At 72.5% G+C, this 20,144-nt stretch carries 18 protein-coding genes and 1 tRNA gene; 5 read left to right on the top strand and 14 right to left on the bottom strand.

From position 1 onward, the window contains the following. Positions 1-90 precede the first annotated feature (90 nt). The gene (locus ACULK2_RS02450; RefSeq protein WP_445970195.1) at positions 91-423 is read left to right on the top strand and encodes a hypothetical protein; all 333 of its coding nucleotides are present in this window, start codon (positions 91-93) and stop codon (positions 421-423) included. 96 nt (positions 424-519) lie between these two features. Here ACULK2_RS02450 and ACULK2_RS02445 read toward each other — a convergent pair whose 3' ends face one another. Together ACULK2_RS02445 and ACULK2_RS02440 are read right to left on the bottom strand one after the other, a co-directional pair. Next, the gene (locus tag ACULK2_RS02445; RefSeq protein WP_445970196.1) at positions 520-1,761 is read right to left on the bottom strand and encodes an acyl-CoA dehydrogenase family protein; all 1,242 of its coding nucleotides are present in this window, start codon (positions 1,759-1,761) and stop codon (positions 520-522) included. A 62-nt stretch (positions 1,762-1,823) separates the two neighbouring features. Next, positions 1,824-2,990: a CaiB/BaiF CoA transferase family protein gene (locus tag ACULK2_RS02440; RefSeq protein WP_445970197.1), complete on the bottom strand. Its 1,167-nt coding sequence runs from the start codon at positions 2,988-2,990 to the stop codon at positions 1,824-1,826. A gap of 217 nt (positions 2,991-3,207) precedes the next feature. Here ACULK2_RS02440 and ACULK2_RS02435 point away from each other — a divergent pair, with 217 nt between their 5' ends. Beyond that, a complete protein-coding gene (locus ACULK2_RS02435; RefSeq protein WP_445970198.1) occupies positions 3,208-4,575 on the top strand; it encodes an NAD-dependent succinate-semialdehyde dehydrogenase in 1,368 nt (455 codons plus the stop codon). 82 nt (positions 4,576-4,657) lie between these two features. Here the strand turns inward: ACULK2_RS02435 and glsA are convergent, their stop codons facing one another. After that, positions 4,658-5,914 carry a glutaminase A gene (gene glsA / locus ACULK2_RS02430; protein WP_445970199.1) on the bottom strand — a complete coding sequence of 419 codons (1,257 nt, stop codon included), beginning with the start codon at positions 5,912-5,914 and terminating at the stop codon, positions 4,658-4,660. After that, a complete protein-coding gene (locus ACULK2_RS02425) occupies positions 5,911-6,276 on the bottom strand; it encodes an iron chaperone (protein ID WP_445970200.1) in 366 nt (121 codons plus the stop codon). The genes glsA and ACULK2_RS02425 overlap by 4 nt, the downstream gene beginning before the upstream one ends. Before the next feature lie 87 nt (positions 6,277-6,363). Between ACULK2_RS02425 and ACULK2_RS02420 the strand changes: the two genes are divergently transcribed. Together ACULK2_RS02420 and ACULK2_RS02415 are read left to right on the top strand one after the other, a co-directional pair. Next, positions 6,364-6,633: an acylphosphatase gene (locus tag ACULK2_RS02420; RefSeq protein WP_445970201.1), complete on the top strand. Its 270-nt coding sequence runs from the start codon at positions 6,364-6,366 to the stop codon at positions 6,631-6,633. Positions 6,634-6,805: 172 nt separating this feature from the next. Continuing rightward, positions 6,806-7,165: an SPW repeat domain-containing protein gene (locus tag ACULK2_RS02415; RefSeq protein ID WP_445970202.1), complete on the top strand. Its 360-nt coding sequence runs from the start codon at positions 6,806-6,808 to the stop codon at positions 7,163-7,165. Here ACULK2_RS02415 and ACULK2_RS02410 read toward each other — a convergent pair. The 10 genes from ACULK2_RS02410 to ACULK2_RS02365 form a co-directional block, all read right to left on the bottom strand. Further along, positions 7,155-7,550: a hypothetical protein gene (locus ACULK2_RS02410; RefSeq protein ID WP_445970203.1), complete on the bottom strand. Its 396-nt coding sequence runs from the start codon at positions 7,548-7,550 to the stop codon at positions 7,155-7,157. The genes ACULK2_RS02415 and ACULK2_RS02410 overlap by 11 nt on opposite strands. A gap of 122 nt (positions 7,551-7,672) precedes the next feature. After that, a complete protein-coding gene (locus ACULK2_RS02405; RefSeq protein WP_445970204.1) occupies positions 7,673-9,304 on the bottom strand; it encodes a LuxR C-terminal-related transcriptional regulator in 1,632 nt (543 codons plus the stop codon). A 128-nt stretch (positions 9,305-9,432) separates the two neighbouring features. After that, complete coding sequence (locus tag ACULK2_RS02400; protein WP_445970205.1) at positions 9,433-10,599, bottom strand: flavin-containing monooxygenase; 1,167 nt, start codon at positions 10,597-10,599, stop codon at positions 9,433-9,435. A gap of 153 nt (positions 10,600-10,752) precedes the next feature. Then, entirely contained in the window at positions 10,753-12,372 is a 1,620-nt protein-coding gene (locus tag ACULK2_RS02395) for a LuxR C-terminal-related transcriptional regulator (protein WP_445970206.1), read from the bottom strand. Between the two features lie 159 nt (positions 12,373-12,531). Beyond that, positions 12,532-13,221 carry a 50S ribosomal protein L1 gene (rplA, locus tag ACULK2_RS02390; RefSeq protein WP_445970207.1) on the bottom strand — a complete coding sequence of 230 codons (690 nt, stop codon included), beginning with the start codon at positions 13,219-13,221 and terminating at the stop codon, positions 12,532-12,534. A gap of 143 nt (positions 13,222-13,364) precedes the next feature. After that, complete coding sequence (rplK, locus tag ACULK2_RS02385; RefSeq protein ID WP_155050323.1) at positions 13,365-13,793, bottom strand: 50S ribosomal protein L11; 429 nt, start codon at positions 13,791-13,793, stop codon at positions 13,365-13,367. Positions 13,794-13,953: 160 nt separating this feature from the next. Beyond that, positions 13,954-14,877, bottom strand: coding sequence for a transcription termination/antitermination protein NusG (gene nusG / locus ACULK2_RS02380; RefSeq protein WP_445970208.1), 924 nt, complete (start codon positions 14,875-14,877; stop codon positions 13,954-13,956). Between the two features lie 66 nt (positions 14,878-14,943). After that, the gene (secE, locus tag ACULK2_RS02375) at positions 14,944-15,219 is read right to left on the bottom strand and encodes a preprotein translocase subunit SecE (protein WP_324613193.1); all 276 of its coding nucleotides are present in this window, start codon (positions 15,217-15,219) and stop codon (positions 14,944-14,946) included. Positions 15,220-15,260: 41 nt separating this feature from the next. Next, positions 15,261-15,333 (bottom strand) — tRNA-Trp (locus tag ACULK2_RS02370). A 399-nt stretch (positions 15,334-15,732) separates the two neighbouring features. Beyond that, positions 15,733-18,780, bottom strand: coding sequence for a hypothetical protein (locus ACULK2_RS02365; RefSeq protein WP_445970212.1), 3,048 nt, complete (start codon positions 18,778-18,780; stop codon positions 15,733-15,735). 143 nt (positions 18,781-18,923) lie between these two features. Between ACULK2_RS02365 and ACULK2_RS02360 the strand changes: the two genes are divergently transcribed. Further along, a complete protein-coding gene (locus tag ACULK2_RS02360; RefSeq protein WP_445970209.1) occupies positions 18,924-20,141 on the top strand; it encodes a pyridoxal phosphate-dependent aminotransferase in 1,218 nt (405 codons plus the stop codon). The last annotated feature ends 3 nt before the right edge of the window (positions 20,142-20,144 follow it).

The following is a 20,144-nucleotide window of genomic DNA, read 5'->3' as shown; positions in this document are numbered from 1 at the left end:
CCGCGGCGCCGATTTCCGCGTGGCTAGGCTGGCGCGGTCGAGGGGCGGATCCCCTCGTCGCACTGCCCCCGCAGAACGAAGGAACCTGAAATGATCACGCTCACCTGGCTCCTCCTCATCGCCCTCGCCGGCGGCGTCCTCACGATCGTCGACGGCATCTGGCGGCTCCGCGCCCGCGGCGGCTCGACGGTCATCGGCATCATCGAGATCATCGTCGCCGGGCTGTTCGTGCTCTCGCTGTTCCTCACCGGCATCCCGTTCGGCTCGCTGGTGCTGGGCATCGCGACGCTCGTCGTGCTCGTCGTCGCCCTCATCATGCGCGGACGCCTCGGCATGACGCTCACGATCATCGCGCTCGTGCTGATGGCCGTCTGGATCGTGCTCGAGAACCGCTGGCTCGTCATCCCCGGCATCAACAGCTGACGCGTTCGGCGCATCGCGCCCACCCGGTGAGGCCGGCACCCGCGCGGGTGCCGGCCTCACTCGGCGTCGGCGGCCCCGCTCGAGCGCGATGCGGGACTAGAACGCGCTGAGGCCGGTGAGCGCGCGGCCGATGACGAGCTGGTGCACCTCGTCGGTGCCCTCGTAGGTGCGCACCGACTCGAGGTTCGCGGCGTGCCGCATGACCGGGAACTCCGACGTGATGCCGTCGCCGCCGAGGATGGCGCGGGCCTCGTGCGCGATCTTCAGCGCCTCGCGCACCGAGTTGAGCTTGCCGACCGAGATCTGCGCGGGCGTGAGGGCGCCGCGCTCCTTGAGCCGGCCGAGGTGCAGGGCGAGCAGCACGCCCTTCTCGACCTCGACGAGCATGTCGGCGAGCTTGGCCTGGATGAGCTGGTTCGCGCCGATCGGCCTGCCGAACACCTCGCGCGACGTCGAGCGCTCCAGCGCCGCCTCGAGGCACGAACGCGCGGCGCCCATGGCGCCCCACACGATGCCGTATCGCGCCTCGTTGAGGCACCCGAAGGGCCCGGAGAGCCCGCGCGCGCCCGGCAGCATCGCGTCGGCGGGCAACCGCACGCCGTCGAACGTCACGTCGCACTGCACCGACGCGCGCATCGAGAGCTTGCCGTCGATGGGCGTCGCCGTGAACCCGGGCGTGGAGGTCGGGACGAGGAAACCGCGCACCACGCCGGCGTCCTCCCCCGCGTCATCCGCCACCTTGGCCCAGACCACTGCGACGTCGGCGAGCGACGCGAGCCCGATCCAGCGCTTGGCGCCGTCGAGCACCCATTCGTCGCCGTCGCGGCGCGCGACCGTGGTCATCGCCGCGGGGTCGCTGCCGCCCTGCGGCTCGGTGAGCGCGAAGCAGCCGATGAGCTCGCCCCTCGCCATGCCCGGAAGCCAGCGCTCCCTCTGCTCCTCCGAGCCGTACTTGTGGATGGCGCTCATCGCGAGCGAACCCTGCACCGAGACGAACGTGCGCCAACCCGAGTCGGCGGCCTCGAGCTCGAGGCACACGAGGCCGTAGGCGACGGCGCCGGCCCCCGCGCATCCGTACCCCGTGAGGTGCATGCCGAGGAACCCGAGCTCGCCGGCCTCGCGAACGAGCTCGCGGCGGAAGTGCCGGTCCTCGAAGTCCTGCTCGATGACCGGCGCGATGCGCGCCTGCGCGAAGCGGCGCGCGCGGTCGCGCCAGGCGAGCTCGTCCTCGGTGAGGAGCGCGTCGAGGTCGAAGACCGCGTCGATGCGCGGTGCGGTCACGGTCACGTCGGTCTCGGTCGGGTCGGTCTCGGTCGCGTCGTTCCCGGTGGCGGTCATGTCGGTCCTTTCGTGCGGTGGTGCTCGTGGTGCTCGTGCGGCGCGGGCGGCCGGTCAGCCGGTCAGCCCCGCGGCAGCCAGTCGGCGCCGCGATCGGCGTCGAGCGCAGGCGGCGCGGTGCGGTAGGCCGCTCCCGTCCCGGCGAGGCGGATGGGGTTCGCGATCGACCGGTGCGGCCGCGCGACCGCGGCGGCCTCGGGCGTCTCGGCAACGGGCTCCAGGCCGAGCGCCTCGGCGAACGCGATCGCCTCGGCCACGTCGTTCACGAGCCCGGCGGGCACGCCGACCGCCGCGAGCGCGTCGACCCAGTGCCGGGCGGATGCCGCGGCGAGCGCCTGCTCGACGAGCTCGCGCAGGGCGTCGCGGTGCGCGACGCGGGCGGCGTTCGTGCCGAACCGCGCGTCGTCGGCCAGGGTCGGCGACCCGATGGCCCCGGCGAGCGAGCGGAACTGCCGGTCGTTGCCGACCGCGATCACGAGCTCCCGGTCGGCCGCGCGGAACACCGCGTATGGCGCGATGCTCGGGTGCTGGTTGCCGAGCCGCCGCGGGGCGGCTCCCGTGGCGAGCGTCGAGGACGCCTGGTTGGTCAGCGCCGAGAGCAGGCTCTGCAGCAGGTTCACCTCGACGAGGCGGCCCTCGCCCGTGCGGTCGCGCTCGCGAAGTGCGAGCAGGATGCCGGCGACGGCGTTCTGGCCGGTGAGCACGTCGACGAGCGCGACGCCCACCTTCGACGGCTCGCCGTCGGGGTCGCCCGTGATGCTCATGAGCCCGCCGACGGCCTGCACGAGCAGGTCGTACCCGGCGAGCGCGGCCCCCTCGCCGGCGCCGAAGCCCGTGATCGAGCAGTACACGGCGCCGGGATTCAGCGCCCGCACGTCCTCGTAGGCGAGCCCGAAGCGGGCCATGACGCCTGGCCGGAAGTTCTCGACGACCACGTCGGCCGTGGACGCGAGCCGGCGCGCCTCGGCGAGCCCCGCGGCATCCGTCAGGTCGAGCGCGACCGATCGCTTGTTGCGGTTGACACCGCCGAAGTAGGTGGCGCGGCCGGTCGCATCGACGGGCGGAATCCAGTGACGCGTGTCGTCGCCCGCGGGCGACTCGACCTTGATCACGTCGGCGCCGAAGTCGGCGAGCATCATGGTCGCGTAGGGCCCGGCGAGCACGCGCGAGAAGTCGGCGACGCGGATGCCGCGCAGTGCACCGCCCGCATCCCGGTCCGCGTCGGCCATCCGCCCTCCTCGGCGATCGGACCCGCCGGATGCGGATCCCCCCGTCACCCTACCCACGGGCCCGACGGGCCCCGTTGTACAGGTCGTCCAACCGGACTCCGTGATCCGCCATCGCGTCGATCGCATCCTGATCGAGTCGGCTTAGGCTTGGAGACGGCGTGCACCGTCGTCGCCGACCGGCTGGCGAGTCCCGTGCACCAACACCCAGAGGAGTCCCATGACGAACTACGCCGTCGTCAACCCGGCCACCGGAGAGACGGTCAAGACGTATCCGACCATCACCGACGCCGAGCTCGAGGCCGCGATCGCGAGCGCCGCCGAGGCGCACCGCACGTGGGCCAAGTCGACCACCGTCGAGGAGCGCGCCGCCCTGATCCGCCGCGTCGGCGAACTGCACGTCGAGCGCCGCCAGGAGCTCGCCGAGATCATCGTCCGCGAGATGGGCAAGCCGATCGAGCAGGCCCTCGGCGAGGCCGACTTCGCCGGTGCGATCTACGAGTACTACGCCGACAAGGCATCGGAGTTCCTGAAGGACGAGCCGGTCGAGCTGCTCGACGGCGAGGGTTCGGCGATCATCCGCCGCAGCTCGCTCGGCCCGCTGCTCGGCGTCATGCCGTGGAACTTCCCGTACTACCAGGTCGCGCGATTCGCCGGCCCGAACGTCATCATCGGCAACACGATCATCCTGAAGCACGCCGAGCAGTGCCCCGAGTCGGCCGCGGCGATCGAGCAGATCTTCCGCGACGCCGGTGCCCCCGAGGGCGTCTACGTCAACGTGTACGCGTCGCACGACCAGATCGCGACCGTCATCGCCGACCCCCGCGTGCAGGGCGTCTCGCTGACGGGTTCCGAGCGCGCCGGTGCGGCGGTCGCGGAGCTCGCGGGCAAGCACCTGAAGAAGGTCGTGCTCGAGCTCGGCGGCTCCGACCCGTTCATCCTGCTCTCGACCGACGACCTCGACGCCACCGTGCAGAACGCGGTCGACGCGCGACTCGACAACAACGGCCAGTCGTGCAACGCCGCCAAGCGCTTCATCGTCGTCGACGAGCTCTACGAGCCGTTCCTCGAGAAGTTCACGGCGAAGATCGCCGAGGTCGAGGCGACCGACCCGACCTCGGCCGACTCGGCGCTCGGCCCGCTGTCGTCGCTCAAGGCCGCCGAGGGCCTCGACGAGCAGGTCAGGCGCGCGGTCGAGCACGGCGCGACGCTCGTGCACGGCGGATCGCGCGACGGCGCATTCTTCCAGACCACGGTGCTGACGGATGTCACGCCCGAGAACCCGGCCTCGAAGGAGGAGTTCTTCGGCCCGGTCGCGCAGGTCTATCGCGCGGCCGACGAGGCCGACGCCGTCCGCCTCGCGAACGACATCCCCTTCGGCCTCGGCTCGTACGTCTACACGACCGACCAGGAGCAGGCCATGCGCGTCGCCGACGCGATCGAGGCCGGCATGGTCTTCGTGAACCTCGTGCTGGCGGATGGCGCGGAGCTGCCGTTCGGCGGCGTGAAGCGCTCCGGTTCGGGCCGCGAGCTCGGCCGCTTCGGCGCCGACGAGTTCGTCAACAAGAAGATGATCCGCATCGGCTGACCGTCGTCGGTCGAGGAGGACGCGACGCGTCCGACCCGAGACGAGGAGCGCCCCGTGGCATCCGCCGCGGGGCGCTTCGCCGTCATCGCGGGTCGCCGAACTGCTCGAGCACCCGGTCGGGCGCCCCGACGGCCCGCACCTCGACGCCCGCCGCCTCCGCGGCGGCGGCGGTCGCCCCGAGCAACTGCTCGGCGATCTCGGCGACGACCGTGACGTCGCCGAAGTCGAGCCGGACCACCCGGGCGTCGGTGTGCTCGAGCACCCGCCCGACGTCGTGCACGATCTGCTCCGCGGCGACGAAGTCGAGCTCGCCGCGGAGGTCGATCGTGACGGTGCGGGTCGCCGGGTCGACGTCGACCTCGGCGACCGGGGTGACGGGCTCAGCGACGTGGTCGAACATGTGCAGGCCGAACCGGTCGGAGAGCGCCTCGAGCATGGCGACCCCGCGGGCGCTGTTGCCCGCCTCGTCGAGCGGGGGCGCGTACACGCCGACGCCGAACTCGCCGGGCCTGACGGCCACGATGCCGCCGCCGACGCCCGACTTCGCGGGCATCCCCACGCGGAAGGCCCATGCCCCCGACCGGTCGTACATGCCGCAGGTCGCCATCACGGAGAGCGTGTCCCTGGCGGCTCGCTCCCCGACCACGCGCTCGCGGGTGATGGGATGCACGCCGCCGTTCGCGAGGGCGGCGCCCATGAGGGCGAGGTCGGCCGTCGTCACGCGCAACGCGCACTGCCGGAAGTACGGGTCCGTCGCGGCGTCCACGTCGTCGGTGGCCAGCGACCCGGCGGCCAGCGCGAGGCCGGCGAGGGCGCGGTTGCGATGCCCGGTCTCCGCCTCCGACCGGTACACCTCCTCATCGAGGTCCAGCTCGCGCCCGGCGAAGCGGGAGAGCGCATCTCGGATGCGCCGGAAGCGCTCGTCGGCGTCGCCTGCGGGCACGAGCGAGGTCGTGACGATCGCTCCGGCGTTGATGAACGGATTCTCCGGGCGCCCGCGCTCGTCGAGACTGATCGCGTTGAACGGCTCGCCGCTCGGCTCGACGCCCACCCGCTCGTGCACCGCCGCCGCACCGATCTCCTCGCACGCGAAGGCGTACACGAACGGCTTCGACGCCGACTGGATCGTGAACTCGACGTCGACGTCGCCCGCCCCGTAGGAGCGCCCGAGGACGCTCGCGATCGATACCCCGAACGCCTCGCGGTCGGCGTCGGCGAGTTCTGGGATGTAGTCGGCGACCGTCCCGTCGGTGACGCGCGCCGCGACCTCGCGCAGCGTCTCGGCGAGGACCCGGTCGACGGCGGCGCCGAGCAGCCGGGGCCGGTCCTCGGCGTTCACGCTCGGCGGCGGCCGGATGCCGCGTCGATCTCGTCGCGACGCAGGCTCACGAGGCGTCGCACGGCCTCCTCGGGCAGCGGATGCTCCGGGGTGAACCGGACCGTGCCCTTCGTGCGGTCGAACCCCTCGAGCAGGTCGGCGGCACCGTCGATCGCGGCCGGGCTGAAGGGGTAGAGCCCGATGTGCGCCTTCGCCTCCATCACCGCGAGCAGCGGTTTGCCCGCATATCGGAGGGCCGGCATGCCGTAGCTGCGTCCCTCCTCGACATCGGGCACGACCTCGCGCGCGACGAGGAACACGCCCTCGACCGCCGACCGCGCCGGCTCGTGGAGCCCGGCGACGTACTCGGTGACCTCCCCCATGCCGGTCATCGTACGCGTGCGCCGCGGGCGCGGCATCCGTGCGGTCGCGCGACGCGCGGTCTACCCTCGTCGCAAGGGGGTCGCCGCATGATCCGGCAGCGCGTCATCGTCCACGGCCGCGTCCAGGCGGTCGGCTTCCGGTTCAGCGCGCGCGTCGAGGCGCAGCGCCTCGGGATCTCCGGGTGGATCCGGAACCGCAACGACGGCGCGGTCGAGGCCGAGATCGAGGGCGACGCGGCATCCGTCGATGCGATGCTCTCGTGGCTGGACGAGGGGCCGCCGGGTGCCGACGTCAGCTCGCTCAGCACCGCCGACCTCGCCCCCACGGGCGAGCGCGGCTTCCGCGTCCTGAGCTGACGTCGCGCGCGGATGGCGCGACCACCCGCCGGCACTCGGTCGTCACGGCGCGGCCGACGGACTGGGCCGGTCGCCGGTGCGGGACTTCGGTCCCGTGACCGGACGGTCGGTCGGTTCTAACGTTGAAGCGACACCCAGATATGGGAGCCGCCACCTGAAGGGGGTGGGTTCTATGAAGAAGTGGACGCGATGGGAGGACTGGGTGGCGATCGCCGCCGGTCTCGCAGTCGCACTGTCGACGATGTTCCTCGAACCGATGGGGGCATCCGTCTCGATGATGATCGTGCTCGGCGCACTGCTCGTCGTCTCCGGAGTCGTGAACCTCGCCTGGCCCGGCATGGTCGCGATGGAGTACGTGCAGGGCGGGCTCGGCGTGCTGCTGATCATCTCGCCGTGGGTCGGACGCTACGTCGAGACGGGCGCGTTCGGACCGGCGTGGATGTCGTGGATCTGCGGTGCGATCGCAGTGGTCGTCGCAGCCCTCGCCATCCGCCCCGCGATGCGCGCGCACCACGACGCGATCACCCACTGACTGACCGGTCGGCCGCCGACCACGGACCGAGGCGGGCGGGCTTCACCGCCCGCACCCGGTCCGTCCGGCGCGCCCGGCCGATCTCGACGCCGGCTGAGCGGTGCGTGCTCGTCGGGTGCGGGTGCCGCCGCTGACGCTGCCTGGCGCAGAGCACGAGCATGACGGCGGATGCCGCGAGGTAGAACGAGTGGAGCAGCCAGATCGGTCCGGGCGGCAGGCTGAACACGTAGAGGGAGTAGACGACGTTGGCCGCGTTGATCATCCCGATGCTGCCGAGGCTGTACGAGCCGACGTCGCGGGTCCGCAACGCCTTCCACACCATGGGCAGGTTGGCGATCGCGAACACCACGGCAGCGACCGTTCCCGCCAGCATCGGTACGTCCATGTCCGCGACGCTACGCGCGGGTCGTGATCCGCCGCGTCGGGAGAAGCACGCAACTTCGCGCCGGCCGCGGATGGGTCGTTCTACCCATGTCGCCGACGCGCCGCGCCGCGCGCGAGCGCCCCTCAGACGAGGCGGTGCTCGAACGCCCACGCGGTCGCCGCGGCCCGGCTCACGACGCCGAGCTTGGCGAAGATGTTGCTGAGGTGACGCGCGACCGTCTTCTCGCTCAGATGCAGTTCGGCTGCGATCTCGCGGTTGGTGATCCCGCGCGCGACGAGCCGCAGCACCTCGGCCTCCCGCCCGGTCAGCGGACCGGCACCCCGGCCGCCTGCGCCGCGCTCGCGCGCGAGCGCCGCGAGCGCCGGCACGGCTCCGAGTTCGGCGAAGGCGGCCTCGGCGAGCTCCTCCTCGAGCTCCGCCGCCTCGTCCTCGCCGAGCACGCGTCGCGCCCGCGCCATGAGCACGCGGCACCGGCCGACCTCGTACGGTGCGCCGGCCTCGCTCCACGCCTCGCGCGCGACCCGCAGGCGGCCGAACGCCCCGGCGGGGTCCCCGCCCGCGAGCAGGACCTCGCCGTCGGCGAACGCCGCGATCGCGCGCAGCATGACCGACGCGTTGCTCCGCTCCATCGCCGCCAGGTCGTCCGCGGCGCGCCGCGCCGCGCCGAGATCGCCCGCGGCCACCTCGATTCTCACGAGCGCGGGGAGCAGGTGGCAGCGGGTGGCGGGGTCGGCGCTCTCGGCACTGCGCCGGATGAGCGCCTGTGCGAGATCGGCGCGTCCCTCGTCGAGTCGCAGGAGCGCGAGCCCGGGCTGCGGCTCCCACCCCGACTCGGCGGCCCTCAGGTATCGAGCCTCGGCCTCGGCGAACTCGCCCCGCAGGCGCAGCACCTCGGCCTGCTGGTAGTGCGCGCCGAACGCGGCGCCGAAGTCGCCGGCAAGCAGCCGCTGCTCGGCGAGCTCCGCCGCGACCATGGCGTCCGACCACGCGCCGTGCAGGCGGAAGAGCTCCGCCCGGTGCGCCTGGCACTGCCCGCTGAACGCGACGAGCGAGGGCTGCCCCCGGCACCACCGATCCAGGGCTCGCGTCCACTCGACGGCCCGCTGGAGCTCGAACGTGAGGTGGCAGTATCCGATCACCGCGCAGTAGGCGATACCGGATGGCACGGGGCCGACCTCGCCCGCCGTGACGGCGACCATGACCTCGTCGAGCATCCGGACGCCGTTCGCCGTGTCGCCGGCCATGATGGTGGCCTGCCCGCCGCCGAGCAGCGCGAACGCCGCGACATCCGGGTCGCCGGTGCGCTCGGCGATCTCCCCCGCCCGGCGGAAGAGCTCGAGCGCCCGTTCCGCCTCGCCGGCGTAGAGCGCGCCCAGGCCCTCGGGGATGAGGACGAAGCCGGCGACGGAGCCCGGCTCGTCCAGCCGCTCGACGAGCCGTCTCGCGCGAGCCAGCCAGCCCATCCCCTGGGCCGGGTTCCCCGACGTGATCGACTCCAGGCTGATCCAGGTGGCGCTGCGCACCGCGAGATCCGGGCGTCCCGCGGCGAGGTGCGCCTCGTGCGCGAGGGTGCACAGCTCGATCGCTCGGTCCACGTGTCCGACGAGGTCGACCGCCGTGGAGAATCGATCGAGGTCGTCGCCCGGCAGCGCGTCCGGGGTGTCGGCCGCACGCTCGAACGCGTCGACCGCGTCCGCCCACCGGCGCTCCGCGAACGCGGTGCGCGCCTGCTCGAGACTCGTCGATGCGACCATCGCCCTGACCCCGTCGGCGGCCGGTCGGACACCGCTCGGAGCCCCTTCGCGAACCGTACCGCGGGCTCCCGGCGGCGGCAAGGGCGTACCGCCAGCGCCAGCCAGACCGGCCCGGGCGCCCGCGGCGGTCACGCGCTCGCGACCCGCCCGACCCGCCGCCCCGCGGCACCCGTGCTCGGGACGATCGGCGGGGTCGCGGCGATCCGATCGGCGATCCAGCGCGCGTCGCGGCCCACCCCGACGAGGGTCCCGGATCCCTCCGAGTGCAGCAGGTGCTGTCCCAGCAGGTAGACGCCCGGTGCGTCGTCCACCGCGCCGTGGTGGTGCGACGGGCGACGCCCGCCCTCGAACCCCGGCAGGTCGACCCACGTGAAGTCCTCGTCGAACCCCGTGCACCAGACGACGTTCGCGACGTCGATCACCTCGCTCCCGACGACCGGGCGACCGCCCTCGACCCCGGTCGTCCGGGGCACCATCCGGACGCCCGCCGCCGCGAGCTCCTGCCGCCGCACCCGGATCAGCGGCTCGGCACGTCCGCGCATCCGCGCGAGCAGCATCCGTCCGACTCCGAGATCCGCGTTGGCGACGTACAACCCGAAGAACCGGACGACCGGGAATCCGAACCGCGCCGCGGCACGACCGTGGCGGAACGGCAGCTGTCCGCTCGGCCGGCCGGAGATCACCGTCTCGTGCGTCCTCGAGACGTCGAGCGCGATCTCCGTCGCGGAGTTGCCGAACCCGACGACGAGGACCGGACCGGGTGCGAGCCGGTCCGGGCTGCGGTACTCGTGCGAGTGCAGGCTCAGGATGTCCGGCGCGAGGCCGGCCGCGAACTCCGGCACGCGCGGGATCTGGTGCGCGCCGGTGGCGAGCACCACGTTCGCCGCCGTGTACGCCCTGCCGTCCGCGGTCGCGAGGACGTATCGCCCGTCCTCCCGGCCCAGTCGGACGACACGGGCGCCGGTCACGACCGGGAGCGCCCTGGCCGCGGCGTACCGCTCGAGGTAGTCGGCGAACTCGTCCTTGGTGGGGAATGCGAGCCCGTCCGACCCGATGGGCATGCCGGGCAGCGCGTCGTACCTGGCGGGCGTGTTCAACCGCAAGGAGTCCCAACGACGCCGCCACGCGGCGCCGACGCGGTCCTGGGCGTCCAGGATCAGGATGTCGCGGCCTCGCGACCGCAACTCGGCGCCGATCGTCAGGCCCGCCTGCCCGCCGCCCACGACGACGGTGTCGTACTCCTCGATCGGGCGTCCCGTCGCGTCCGGATCGCGGCCCGTGCTCGTGGCATCCATCATCGGCTCCCGTCCGGATCCGACTCGGCGGACCCTCGCGATTCACGCTATGGAGCCGGGCGCGGCGCCCGCGTCGGACGGATCACCCAACCTGCGCCGGCCGGCATGGGTCGAACGATGCACGCAGCACGCGATCGCCGGACGCTCCGTTCGTCAGACGAACCCGTGCTCGTAGGCGTACGCCGTTGCGGCGGCGCGCGACGCGAGGCCGAGCTTGGCGAAGATGTTGCTGAGGTGCCGCGCGACCGTCTTCTCGCTGAGCGAGAGCCGCTCGGCGATCCCGCGATTGGTCAGCCCGGTCGAGACCAGTCGCAGCACCTCGACCTCGCGCGCCGTCAGCCGGCCCTCGGCGCGGGCGCCCGACAGGTCGTCGAGTTCCGAGACGTCGGGGTCCGCGCCGAGCGCCTCGAACGTCTCCCGGGCGACGCGGAACGCGGCGTGGGCGCCCGCTCGGTCGCCGACGGCGAGCAGGGCCCGGCCGGCGACTGCCAGCATCCGAGCCCGCTCGTAGCGGGCGCCGATCGCGAGGAAGCGCCCCGCCGCGTCGCGCGCCGCACCGAGCGCCCCCTCCGCATCGCCGTCCACCAGTCGAACGCGCGCCCCCGTCGCGACGACGATCGCGTCGAGCATCGGCGTCGGCATCGCGCCGCTCGCCTCCCTGAGCTCCGCGAGCGCGCCGCGCGCCGCCTCGACGTCGCCTGCCGCCAGCTCGATCTCGGCGAGCGCGGGGAGGACGAATCGACGGGTGAACAGGTCGTCGCCCGCCGCGTTCCGCCGGATCTCGGCCTGCGCGACGTCGATGCGTCCGGCGGCGAGGTGGAGCAGCGCGAGGCCCGGCTGCGGTTCCCAGCCCGATTCAGCGGCGCGGCGGTACGACGCCTCGGCGGCGTGGAAGGACCCCCGCAGGCGCTGCAGTTCGGCCGCCGCGAACGGCGCCCCGTAGGCCGCACGGAAGTCGCCCGCCCGGAACCGGGCGAGCGCGAGTTCGACCGACACCGCGGCGTCGTCCCACTCGCCGTGGGCGAGTTGCAAGCTCGCGCGCAGCGCGTGCCGCTGGCCGCTGAACGTCACGAGCGAGGGCTGGGCGCGACACCACGCGTCGAGCAGGTCGATCCACGCCTCGGCGCGCCCGAGGTCGCGCGCCATGAGCGCGTCCGAGATGAGCGCGCAGCTGATCACCCCCGTGGAGACCGGCCCGGCGCCGCCCTCGGCGGTCGCCCGCATGGCCCGGTCGTATCCCGCGAATGCCGAGGCGACCTCGCCGAGCTCGATGAGCGACTTGCCGCGTCCGAGCAGCGCGTTCGCCTCGAGCTCCGGGTCGCCGTGGCGCTCGGCGACGCCGAGGACGTCCTCGAACGTGCGGCGCGACTCCATCGCGTTGCCGCTGCCGAGCTGCGCCACCGCAGGGCCCATGCGCACGAACGCGACCGTCACCGGATCGTCGAGCGAGCTCGCGATGCGCATGGCGCGCGCCGACCAGGTGACCGATCCGGAGAAGTCGCCGAGCTCGACCAGCTCGAGAGCGAGCCAACCGGCGACCCGCGCGGCCGACACCGAGTCCGACGCCGCGACGTGCGCCGAGTACGCACGCTCGCCGGCATCCTTCGCGATGGCGGCCTCGCCGCGCAGGAGCGCGGCGGTCGAGAGCAGTTCGAGGTCGGATGCCGCGAGCCCGCCGTCCGCGTCGACGCGCGAGAGGAACTCCACCGCGTCGGCCCAGCGACGATCCGCCGCCGCAGCGCGGCCGGCATCGAGCGTGCTCGGCGCGGTCATGTCCACTCCCCCGGCGTCCGCCGTCCGGTCCATCCGGGCCGGTCGGCCGTCGAGCCGAAACGTACCGCCGCGCGCGCACCCGCCGCAACGACGACGAAGGCCCGCCGGCGAACCGGCGGGCCTTCGATCTCAGCGCGTCGCGCGACGCGATCAGCGAGATCAGATGGCGTTGACGTCCAGCGGGATGCCGGGGCCGAACGTGGTCGACACGGCGCCCTTCTGGATGTAGCGGCCCTTGGCGCTCGAGGGCTTCAGGCGCATGACCTCCTCGAGCGCGGTCTTGATGTTGTCGTTCAGCTGCTCCTGCGTGAACGAGGACTTGCCGACCACGAAGTGCACGTTGGCGTGCTTGTCGACGCGGAACTCGATCTTGCCGCCCTTGATGTCCTCGACGGCCTTGGCCGGGTTCGGGGTCACCGTGCCGGTCTTCGGGTTCGGCATGAGGCCGCGCGGGCCGAGCACCTTGCCGAGACGGCCGACCTGGCCCATGAGCTCGGGGGTGGCGACGGCCGCGTCGAACGCGGTGTAGCCGCCGGCGACCTTCTCGATGAGCTCGGCGCCGCCGACCTCGTCGGCGCCCGCGGCGATCGCGGCCTCGGCCGCGGGGCCGGTCGCGAAGACGATGACGCGGGCGGTCTTGCCGGTGCCGTGCGGGAGGATGACGGTGCCGCGCACCATCTGGTCGGCCTTGCGGGGGTCGACGCCGAGCTTCAGCGCGACCTCGACGGTCGAGTCGAACTTCGCCGAGCCGGTCTCCTTCGCGAGCGCGACGGCGTCGGTCGGGGTGTAGTACTTGCCGGCCTCGATCTTCTCGGCCGCGGCCCGGTAGGCCTTGGACTTCTGTGCCATGTTGGTTCTCCTTGCGAGAGTGTGGTCATCGCGCCTGGCGGGCGCTGCCACGAATGAGAGTTCTGTGCGACGGATGCCGCGTGGCATCCGCTCGGGTCTCGATGCGCTCCGGCTCCGCCGGTGCTCCTCGAGAACCGGAGGGCCTATTCGACCGTGATGCCCATCGAGCGAGCGGTGCCCGCGATGATCTTCGACGCGGCGTCGATGTCGTTGGCGTTGAGGTCGGCCATCTTCGTCTCGGCGATCTCGCGAACCTGGGCGGGCGTGATCTTGCCGACCTTGGTGGTGTGCGGGACGCCCGAGCCCTTGGCGACGCCGGCGGCCTTCTTGATGAGCTCGGCGGCGGGCGGGGTCTTCAGGATGAAGGTGAACGAGCGGTCCTCGTAGACCGTGATCTCGACGGGGATGACGTTCCCCCGCTGAGCCTCGGTGGCCGCGTTGTAGGCCTTGCAGAACTCCATGATGTTCACGCCGTGCTGACCCAGAGCCGGGCCGATCGGCGGGGCCGGGTTGGCGGCGCCGGCCTTGATCTGAAGCTTGATCAGACCAGTGACCTTCTTCTTCGGTGCCATGATTTCTCTCTTCCTGTTTCGAACGCCCGACCGAATCGGCCGGGGCACTCTCCCGCGATCCCGGCGGTTCCGGTCGCGGTGGTCTGTTGTGCGGTGTGTCCTGGACGCAGCACAACCCTCCGATGATACCGGAGGGTTGCTGCGGTGGCGCTGGGAGCCCCTAGAGCTTGGTGACCTGGTCGAAGCTGAGCTCGACCGGGGTCTCGCGCTCGAAGAGCGAGACGAGCACCGTGAGCTTGCCGCTCTCGGGCTTGATCTCGTTGATCGTGCCGGGCAGGCCCGCGAACGAGCCGTCCTTGATGGTGATGGTCTCGCCGACCTCGAAGTCGACCTCGGCGGGGATCTGGCGTGCGGCGCCGCCCGTGGCGGCACCCTTGGCACCCTTGGCGGGAGCGACGTCCTTGATGTCGACGAGGCTCTTCAGCATGTTGAAGGCCTCCTCGAAGCGGAGGGGGGTCGGGTTGTGCGCGTTGCCCACGAAGCCGGTGACGCCCGGGGTGTGGCGGATGACCGACCAGCTCTCCTCGTTGAGCTCCATGCGGACCAGCACGTAGCCCGGCACGCGAACGCGCGTGACCATCTTGCGCTGGCCGTTCTTGATCTCGACGACATCCTCCATCGGCACCTCGACCTGATGGATGTAGTCGGCCATCGCCATGGTCTCGCGACGCTGCTCGACGTTCGCCTTCACGCGACGCTCGAAGCCGGCGTAGGAGTGCACGACGTACCACTTGCCCGGGAGGAATCGCAGCTCGTTGCGGAACGCCTCGTACGGGTCGTGGTCCTCGTCCTCCTCCGTGACGGCGTCGAACGCCGCCTCGGCCTCGTCGGCGGAGTCGATGTCGAGGGCGTCGTCGACGACGGCGTCGGCCTCGGGGTCGGTCGCCTCGGCGATCGCGTCGAGGACGGCGTCGAGGTCGACGTCGTTGCCCTCGTCATCGACGACGTGCACGGCACGGTGCTCGGCCGGCTCGGCGGATTCCTCGTCGCGCTCGAGCGAGTTGCCCTCCTGCGCCTCGTCCTCCTCGGAGGACTGCTCGGCAGCGGTCGCCCAGTCGACGTCCTGGCGCTCGTTCTTCGACACTTCCTCAATCCTTCTTTCTGCCGTGCCACCGGAACCCGGCGGGCAGGTGTCGGGCCGACGGCCCGATCAGACCCCCGGCGTTCCGAAGACGAACACGACCAGCCATGAGAAGACCTGGTCGAGCCCCCAGACGATCGCCATCATGATGGCCACGAAGACCAGCACCACCGCGGTGAAGCTCGCGAGCTCCTTGCGCGTCGGGGTGACGACCTTCTTCAGTTCGCCGATGACCTGTCGGATGAACAGGGCGATCCGGGCGAAGGGGTTGCGCCGCGCCGCGCTCTCGCGCTTGGCATTGGCGACGACATCCTCGCTGGGTTCGTCGAGTACTTTCCGGGCCACCTCGTACACCTTTCATGGGCCGGCCATCGCCGGCCGGCTCGCAGGGCGGACAGGACTCGAACCTGCAACCTGCGGTTTTGGAGACCGCTGCTCTACCAATTGAGCCACCGCCCTCTGCGATCCGGCTGACCGGATCACATCGGATCGAAGCCGCTTCGATCAGCTTCCGAGACGGGCAGGTCACCCGTCTCGAAGGCGCGATTGATCTTGGCTGACTTCAACAACCTCACCAAGTGTATGCGACGCGAGAAGGTGCGCCAAACCGCGGCCGGCGTCGGCGCGACGGAGGGCCGGGATCCCATGGGACGAATGTCCTTCGGGCGCGCGGGCCTCCCGCGTACCGTGGCACACGTGGAATCGCCACGGCGATCCCACGACGGATCTTCGGAGCGCGCCTGTGGGGGCAGGCGCCGGACGCCGCGGCTCGGGGGAACACCGCCGCGGCGTCCCTCTCGTCCGGACACGGCGCGCCTCGCCCCGGCGCGTCCGGCCTCGTCGGCTCGCGACGGCGGGTCAGCCGGCCGGTGCGGCGATCCACCGACGACGGGGCGCGGCCGCGAGGCCGAGTCCCGCCGCGAACGCCGCCGCGCCCAGCCCGGCGATCCACCACGCCGCATCCGCGGGGATGCCGAGGTGGACCGTGATGCCGAGGATCCGGGAGAGCCCCCACGGCAGCAGGGCCATCTGGTCGTTCCAGACCGTCAGGGCCGCCTCGAGTCCGATCGCCGCGACCAGGAGGGCGATCGCGGCGACCGCAGCGCCTGCGGCGGCGACCACGGCACCCGTCGCGCGTCGCGCACCCACCGCGGGGGTCGACGCCCACGCCGCCGCGACGAGCACCCAGCCGAACAGTGCGAACGAGATGACGACGTACGCACTCCGGGCGACCTCGTCCGTCCAGAAGCCGAACCAGTAGCCGCCCGGTCCGGACGGCGCGAGCACGGCCGAGAGGAGCCCGACGCGCAGCATCGCGGCCCCGCCGACCGCCGCGACCGGCGCCGTCCATCCCGATCCCGGGCCGCGCAGCAGCAGGACGAGGACGATGCCGAACACGGCCCACGCGCCGAGCGTCGCGATCAGGTGCGCCGGCGCCGCGAACCACGTGAGGATGCCCCGGCTCAGCGAGAGCGCGAGGACCGGAACCGCGAGCAGGACGACGCGATCACCCCGCCCCAGCTCGGACACGAGTTCGGCGGCCCGCCACGGCCGCGTCCCCGCAACCCACATGGCGCGTGCCGCGCCGGCGGCCGGCCAGCGACGGACTCGATCGGATCGCGCCGCGATGCCGTAGCCCACCCACGCGAGCACGAGCCCGAGCATCACCCCGGCCGACCACGACATCGCGGGGTCGCGCTCGGCCCGTTCGGTTCCGAGGCGCGCGGCGGTGAGGTTGAACGCGGGACGGTAGGGGTCGCCGCCGTAGGCGGCCTCGTGCTCGGCGGCGGACTCGCGGAACGCCTCCCGCGCGGTGCTCCAGGCGTCGTGGGCCGCGCCCGAGCGCGTGTCGTGCCACTCCGCGGCGCGGAGCACCGTCTCCCGGTAGTCGGCGAGCATCGCGAGGGTGTCCGCCTCGTAGTCGAGGGTCGCGGCGAACTCCTCGCGCAGGCCGGGATCGTGCCACGCCGCGGCATCCGTCGCCTCGATCGCGGCTCGCATGCGCTCGACGGCCTCGAGCGCATGGGCCCCGCCGTCGATCGCCTCGTCGAGCCGGTCGCGCGACACGGCGTAGATCGTGTCGAGCGAGGCACTGTCGCCGGTCGGGATGTCCCACTCGAAGATCCACATCATGGGCGGCGGCTCGAGGCCGACGGCGAAGACCCGGCGGTCGGCGAACGGGCCGATGTAGAGCCCCTCGGTGATCGCGGTCCGCGATTCGGCCATCGCCGTCCCGATGGCGTGCACGGTGTCGGGATCGGCGGAGAACCAGCGTCGCGCCCAGTCGGCGGTGACGTGCGCCGGGTCCAGCGCGGGATCGCGGGCGAGCCGGACGGCGAGCTCGGTGTTGAGCTCGGCCAGCTGCCAGAAGCCGGCCTTCAGCTCGAGCGAGAGCGGACCGGCGCGCCACGGCCCGCCGTCCTGGGTCCACGTCCAGATGCCCTCGATGTTCGGGTTCGCCGCGAGCAGGCGGTCGAACGCCTCCGCGTAGAGCGGACCGAGGTCGTTGGGGAAGGCGCCGAAGTTCTCGAACTCCCGCCGCGACTGGAACTCGATGATGCGCCGCTGCGTCCCGACCTCGAGCGTGTCGTTGATCGGCAGGTGGCTGTAGAAGTCGCCGAGCGTGTACTTCGTGGAGACGATGAGCCGGTCCGAGTCGATGCCGTCGAGCACCGCCAGGTACGACTCGGGGTTCGTGTGCATGTCGCCGACGGCGCCGACGCCGACGCTCCAGGTCCGGAAGATGAGCTCCCGCGCGGATCGCTCGGCCTGCTCGAGGAGCGTCGTGAGCATCGTCCGCACCGCGTCGACGGTCGTGACGGCGAGCGCGCTGCGATAGTCCCACTCAGGCATGTCGTACACCTGCCCGGCCTCGCCGATGCGGATGAGGACGCCGTCGAGGTACGGCATCTCGCGGTAGAGCTCGTCGAGCCCGGCCGCGTAGACGCCCCAGAACGCCGGGTCCTCCGTCGTGAGGCCGCCGAAGCGATCCTCCAGGTAGTCCTCGAGCGGCGTCGTCACGACGAGCATGTCGGTGCGGAGGAACACCTCGAGCCCGGCGTCGCTCGCCGACTCCCAGATCGGGCCGAACGCCTCCCGCATCGCCAGGGCCCGCGCCACGTGCTCGTCGTCCGGCGCGTAGACCGCGGTTCCGTCTCCGACGTCGGAGAAGGTCAGGTACTCCAGGAGGCCGGGGACCGAGACGGCCGTGTACCCCTCGGCGAGGAGATGTGCGACGTAGTCGTCGAACTCGTCGCGGGCGACGGCGAGCGCCGCCTCGTCGATGTAGGGCGCGTCGGCCAGGATGACGTCCTCGAACGCACGGGAGTTGTGCGAGTAGTCGTCGCCGGCCGAGTGGGCCTCCTCGTCGACGGCGACGCCCACGGCGCCGAGGTCGGCCATCCGGAACCCGAGGCGCGAGGTCACGGTCTCGCCGAGCCGCTCGTCGACCGGGCGTCCGTCGCGCACGGCCGACGCGAGGTCGTAGACGCCGCGCACCGCTCCGGCCTCGCTCGGGGCGACGATGCGCAGGGCGTCGGGGGTGCCGGTCAGTCGGTAGGTGTCGTCCGACTCGCCGTCCGGGGCGTACTCCGTCGGGCTCGTCGACCCGTCGATCTCGACGGCGAGGGACGCCGTGCCCCGGGTCTCCGGCGCATCGGCGGTGGCCGCACGCAGTTCCGCGAGCGCCGCCTGCAGCCGCGGCAGCTCCGGCGCCCCGGCCGACGAGAAGACGGGGGGCACGGCGTAGGGGGTGAGCGGCGCGACTGCGGACGTCTCGACCGGGACGTCCGAGGGCTCCGATCGGATGCCGAGCGCATCGGTCAGCGCGAAGGCGACTCCGCCGCCGAGGGCGAGCAGGATCGATGCGGCGATCCCGACGCGCAGGATCCGGCCGGGGTGCGTCATCACGCGGCGGAGCGTAGCACGAGTGGGACACTCGTCCCACTCCCGTCCCGCCGAAGGCGTCCGGACGGACCGTCCGGCACGGACGCACGAAACGAGCGAGCCTCCCCCTGACGTCCCGGCGGCCGCCGCGTAGGCTGGAGACCGTGACCGATCAGCGCCGTCTCTCCGCACGAATCTCCGCCATCGCCGAGTCCGCGACCCTCAAGGTGGACGCGAAGGCGAAGGCCCTCCAGGCCGAGGGCCGGCCCGTGATCTCGTACGCCGCGGGCGAGCCCGACTTCCCGACGCCCGCGCACATCGTCGAGGCGGCGCTCGAGGCCGTCCGCGACCCCAGGAACCACCGGTACACGCCCGCGGCGGGCCTTCCCGACCTGCGGGCGGCCGTCGCCGACAAGACCCGCCGCGACTCCGGCATCGAGGTCGGCGCGAACCAGGTGGTCGTCACCAACGGCGGCAAGCAGGCCGTCTACCAGGCGTTCCAGGTCCTGATCGACGAGGGCGACGAGGTCCTCGTCCCGACGCCGTACTGGACCACGTACCCCGAGGCGATCAAGCTCGCGGGCGGGCGGCAGGTCGACGTGTTCGCCGGCTCCGAGCAGGGCTACCTCGTCACGGTCGAGCAGCTCGAGGCCGCGCGCACCGAGCGCACGCGCGCGCTGCTGTTCGTGTCGCCGTCGAACCCGACGGGCGCGGTCTACCCGCCCGAGCAGGTGAAGGCGATCGGCGAATGGGCGCTCGAACACGGCATCTGGGTGATCTCCGACGAGATCTACCAGAACCTCACCTACGCCGAGCACCCTGAGGCGACGCCGCCGCGCGCGCTCTCCATCGTCGAGGCGGTGCCGGGCCTCGCCGAGCAGGCCATCCTCGTCAACGGCGTCGCGAAGACCTACGCGATGACCGGATGGCGCCTCGGGTGGATGGTCGGCCCCGCCGACGTCATGAAGGGCGCCGCGAACCTGCAGTCGCACCTCACGTCGAACGTCTCGAACATCTCGCAGCGCGCCGCGCTCGCGGCGCTCACCGGCCCGCAGGAGCCCGTCGAGGAGATGCGCCGGGCGTTCGACCGTCGTCGTCGCCTGATCGTCGCCGAGCTGTCGAAGATCGACGGCATGTCGGTGCCGGTGCCCGAGGGCGCCTTCTACGTCTACCCCGACGTCTCGGGCCTCCTCGGTCGCGAGTGGGGCGGCGTGACGCCGAGCACGTCGCTCGAGCTCGCCGACCTCATGCTCGAGCGGGCCGAGGTCGCCGCGGTCCCCGGTGAGGCGTTCGGTCCGAGCGGGTTCCTGCGGTTCAGCTATGCGCTCGGCGACGAGCCCCTGCTCGAGGGCGTGCAGCGCCTGCAGCGGCTGTTCGCCTGATCG

This window comes from Agromyces molybdatiresistens (genome assembly GCF_052748445.2).
Note: the sequence above shows the minus strand (reverse complement) of the source record. Positions and strands in the feature narration are given on the sequence as shown.

Coding starts and splice junctions, on each gene's coding strand:
- ACULK2_RS02450 (WP_445970195.1), top strand. CDS start 91: ATGATCACGCTCACCTGGCTCCTCCTCATCGCCCTCGCCGGCGGCGTC.
- ACULK2_RS02445 (WP_445970196.1), bottom strand. CDS start 1,761: ATGACCGCCACCGGGAACGACGCGACCGAGACCGACCCGACCGAGACC.
- ACULK2_RS02440 (WP_445970197.1), bottom strand. CDS start 2,990: ATGGCCGACGCGGACCGGGATGCGGGCGGTGCACTGCGCGGCATCCGC.
- ACULK2_RS02435 (WP_445970198.1), top strand. CDS start 3,208: ATGACGAACTACGCCGTCGTCAACCCGGCCACCGGAGAGACGGTCAAG.
- ACULK2_RS02425 (WP_445970200.1), bottom strand. CDS start 6,276: ATGGGGGAGGTCACCGAGTACGTCGCCGGGCTCCACGAGCCGGCGCGG.
- ACULK2_RS02420 (WP_445970201.1), top strand. CDS start 6,364: ATGATCCGGCAGCGCGTCATCGTCCACGGCCGCGTCCAGGCGGTCGGC.
- ACULK2_RS02415 (WP_445970202.1), top strand. CDS start 6,806: ATGAAGAAGTGGACGCGATGGGAGGACTGGGTGGCGATCGCCGCCGGT.
- ACULK2_RS02410 (WP_445970203.1), bottom strand. CDS start 7,550: ATGGACGTACCGATGCTGGCGGGAACGGTCGCTGCCGTGGTGTTCGCG.
- ACULK2_RS02405 (WP_445970204.1), bottom strand. CDS start 9,304: ATGGTCGCATCGACGAGTCTCGAGCAGGCGCGCACCGCGTTCGCGGAG.
- ACULK2_RS02400 (WP_445970205.1), bottom strand. CDS start 10,599: ATGGATGCCACGAGCACGGGCCGCGATCCGGACGCGACGGGACGCCCG.
- ACULK2_RS02395 (WP_445970206.1), bottom strand. CDS start 12,372: ATGACCGCGCCGAGCACGCTCGATGCCGGCCGCGCTGCGGCGGCGGAT.
- rplA (WP_445970207.1), bottom strand. CDS start 13,221: ATGGCACAGAAGTCCAAGGCCTACCGGGCCGCGGCCGAGAAGATCGAG.
- rplK (WP_155050323.1), bottom strand. CDS start 13,793: ATGGCACCGAAGAAGAAGGTCACTGGTCTGATCAAGCTTCAGATCAAG.
- ACULK2_RS02365 (WP_445970212.1), bottom strand. CDS start 18,780: ATGACGCACCCCGGCCGGATCCTGCGCGTCGGGATCGCCGCATCGATC.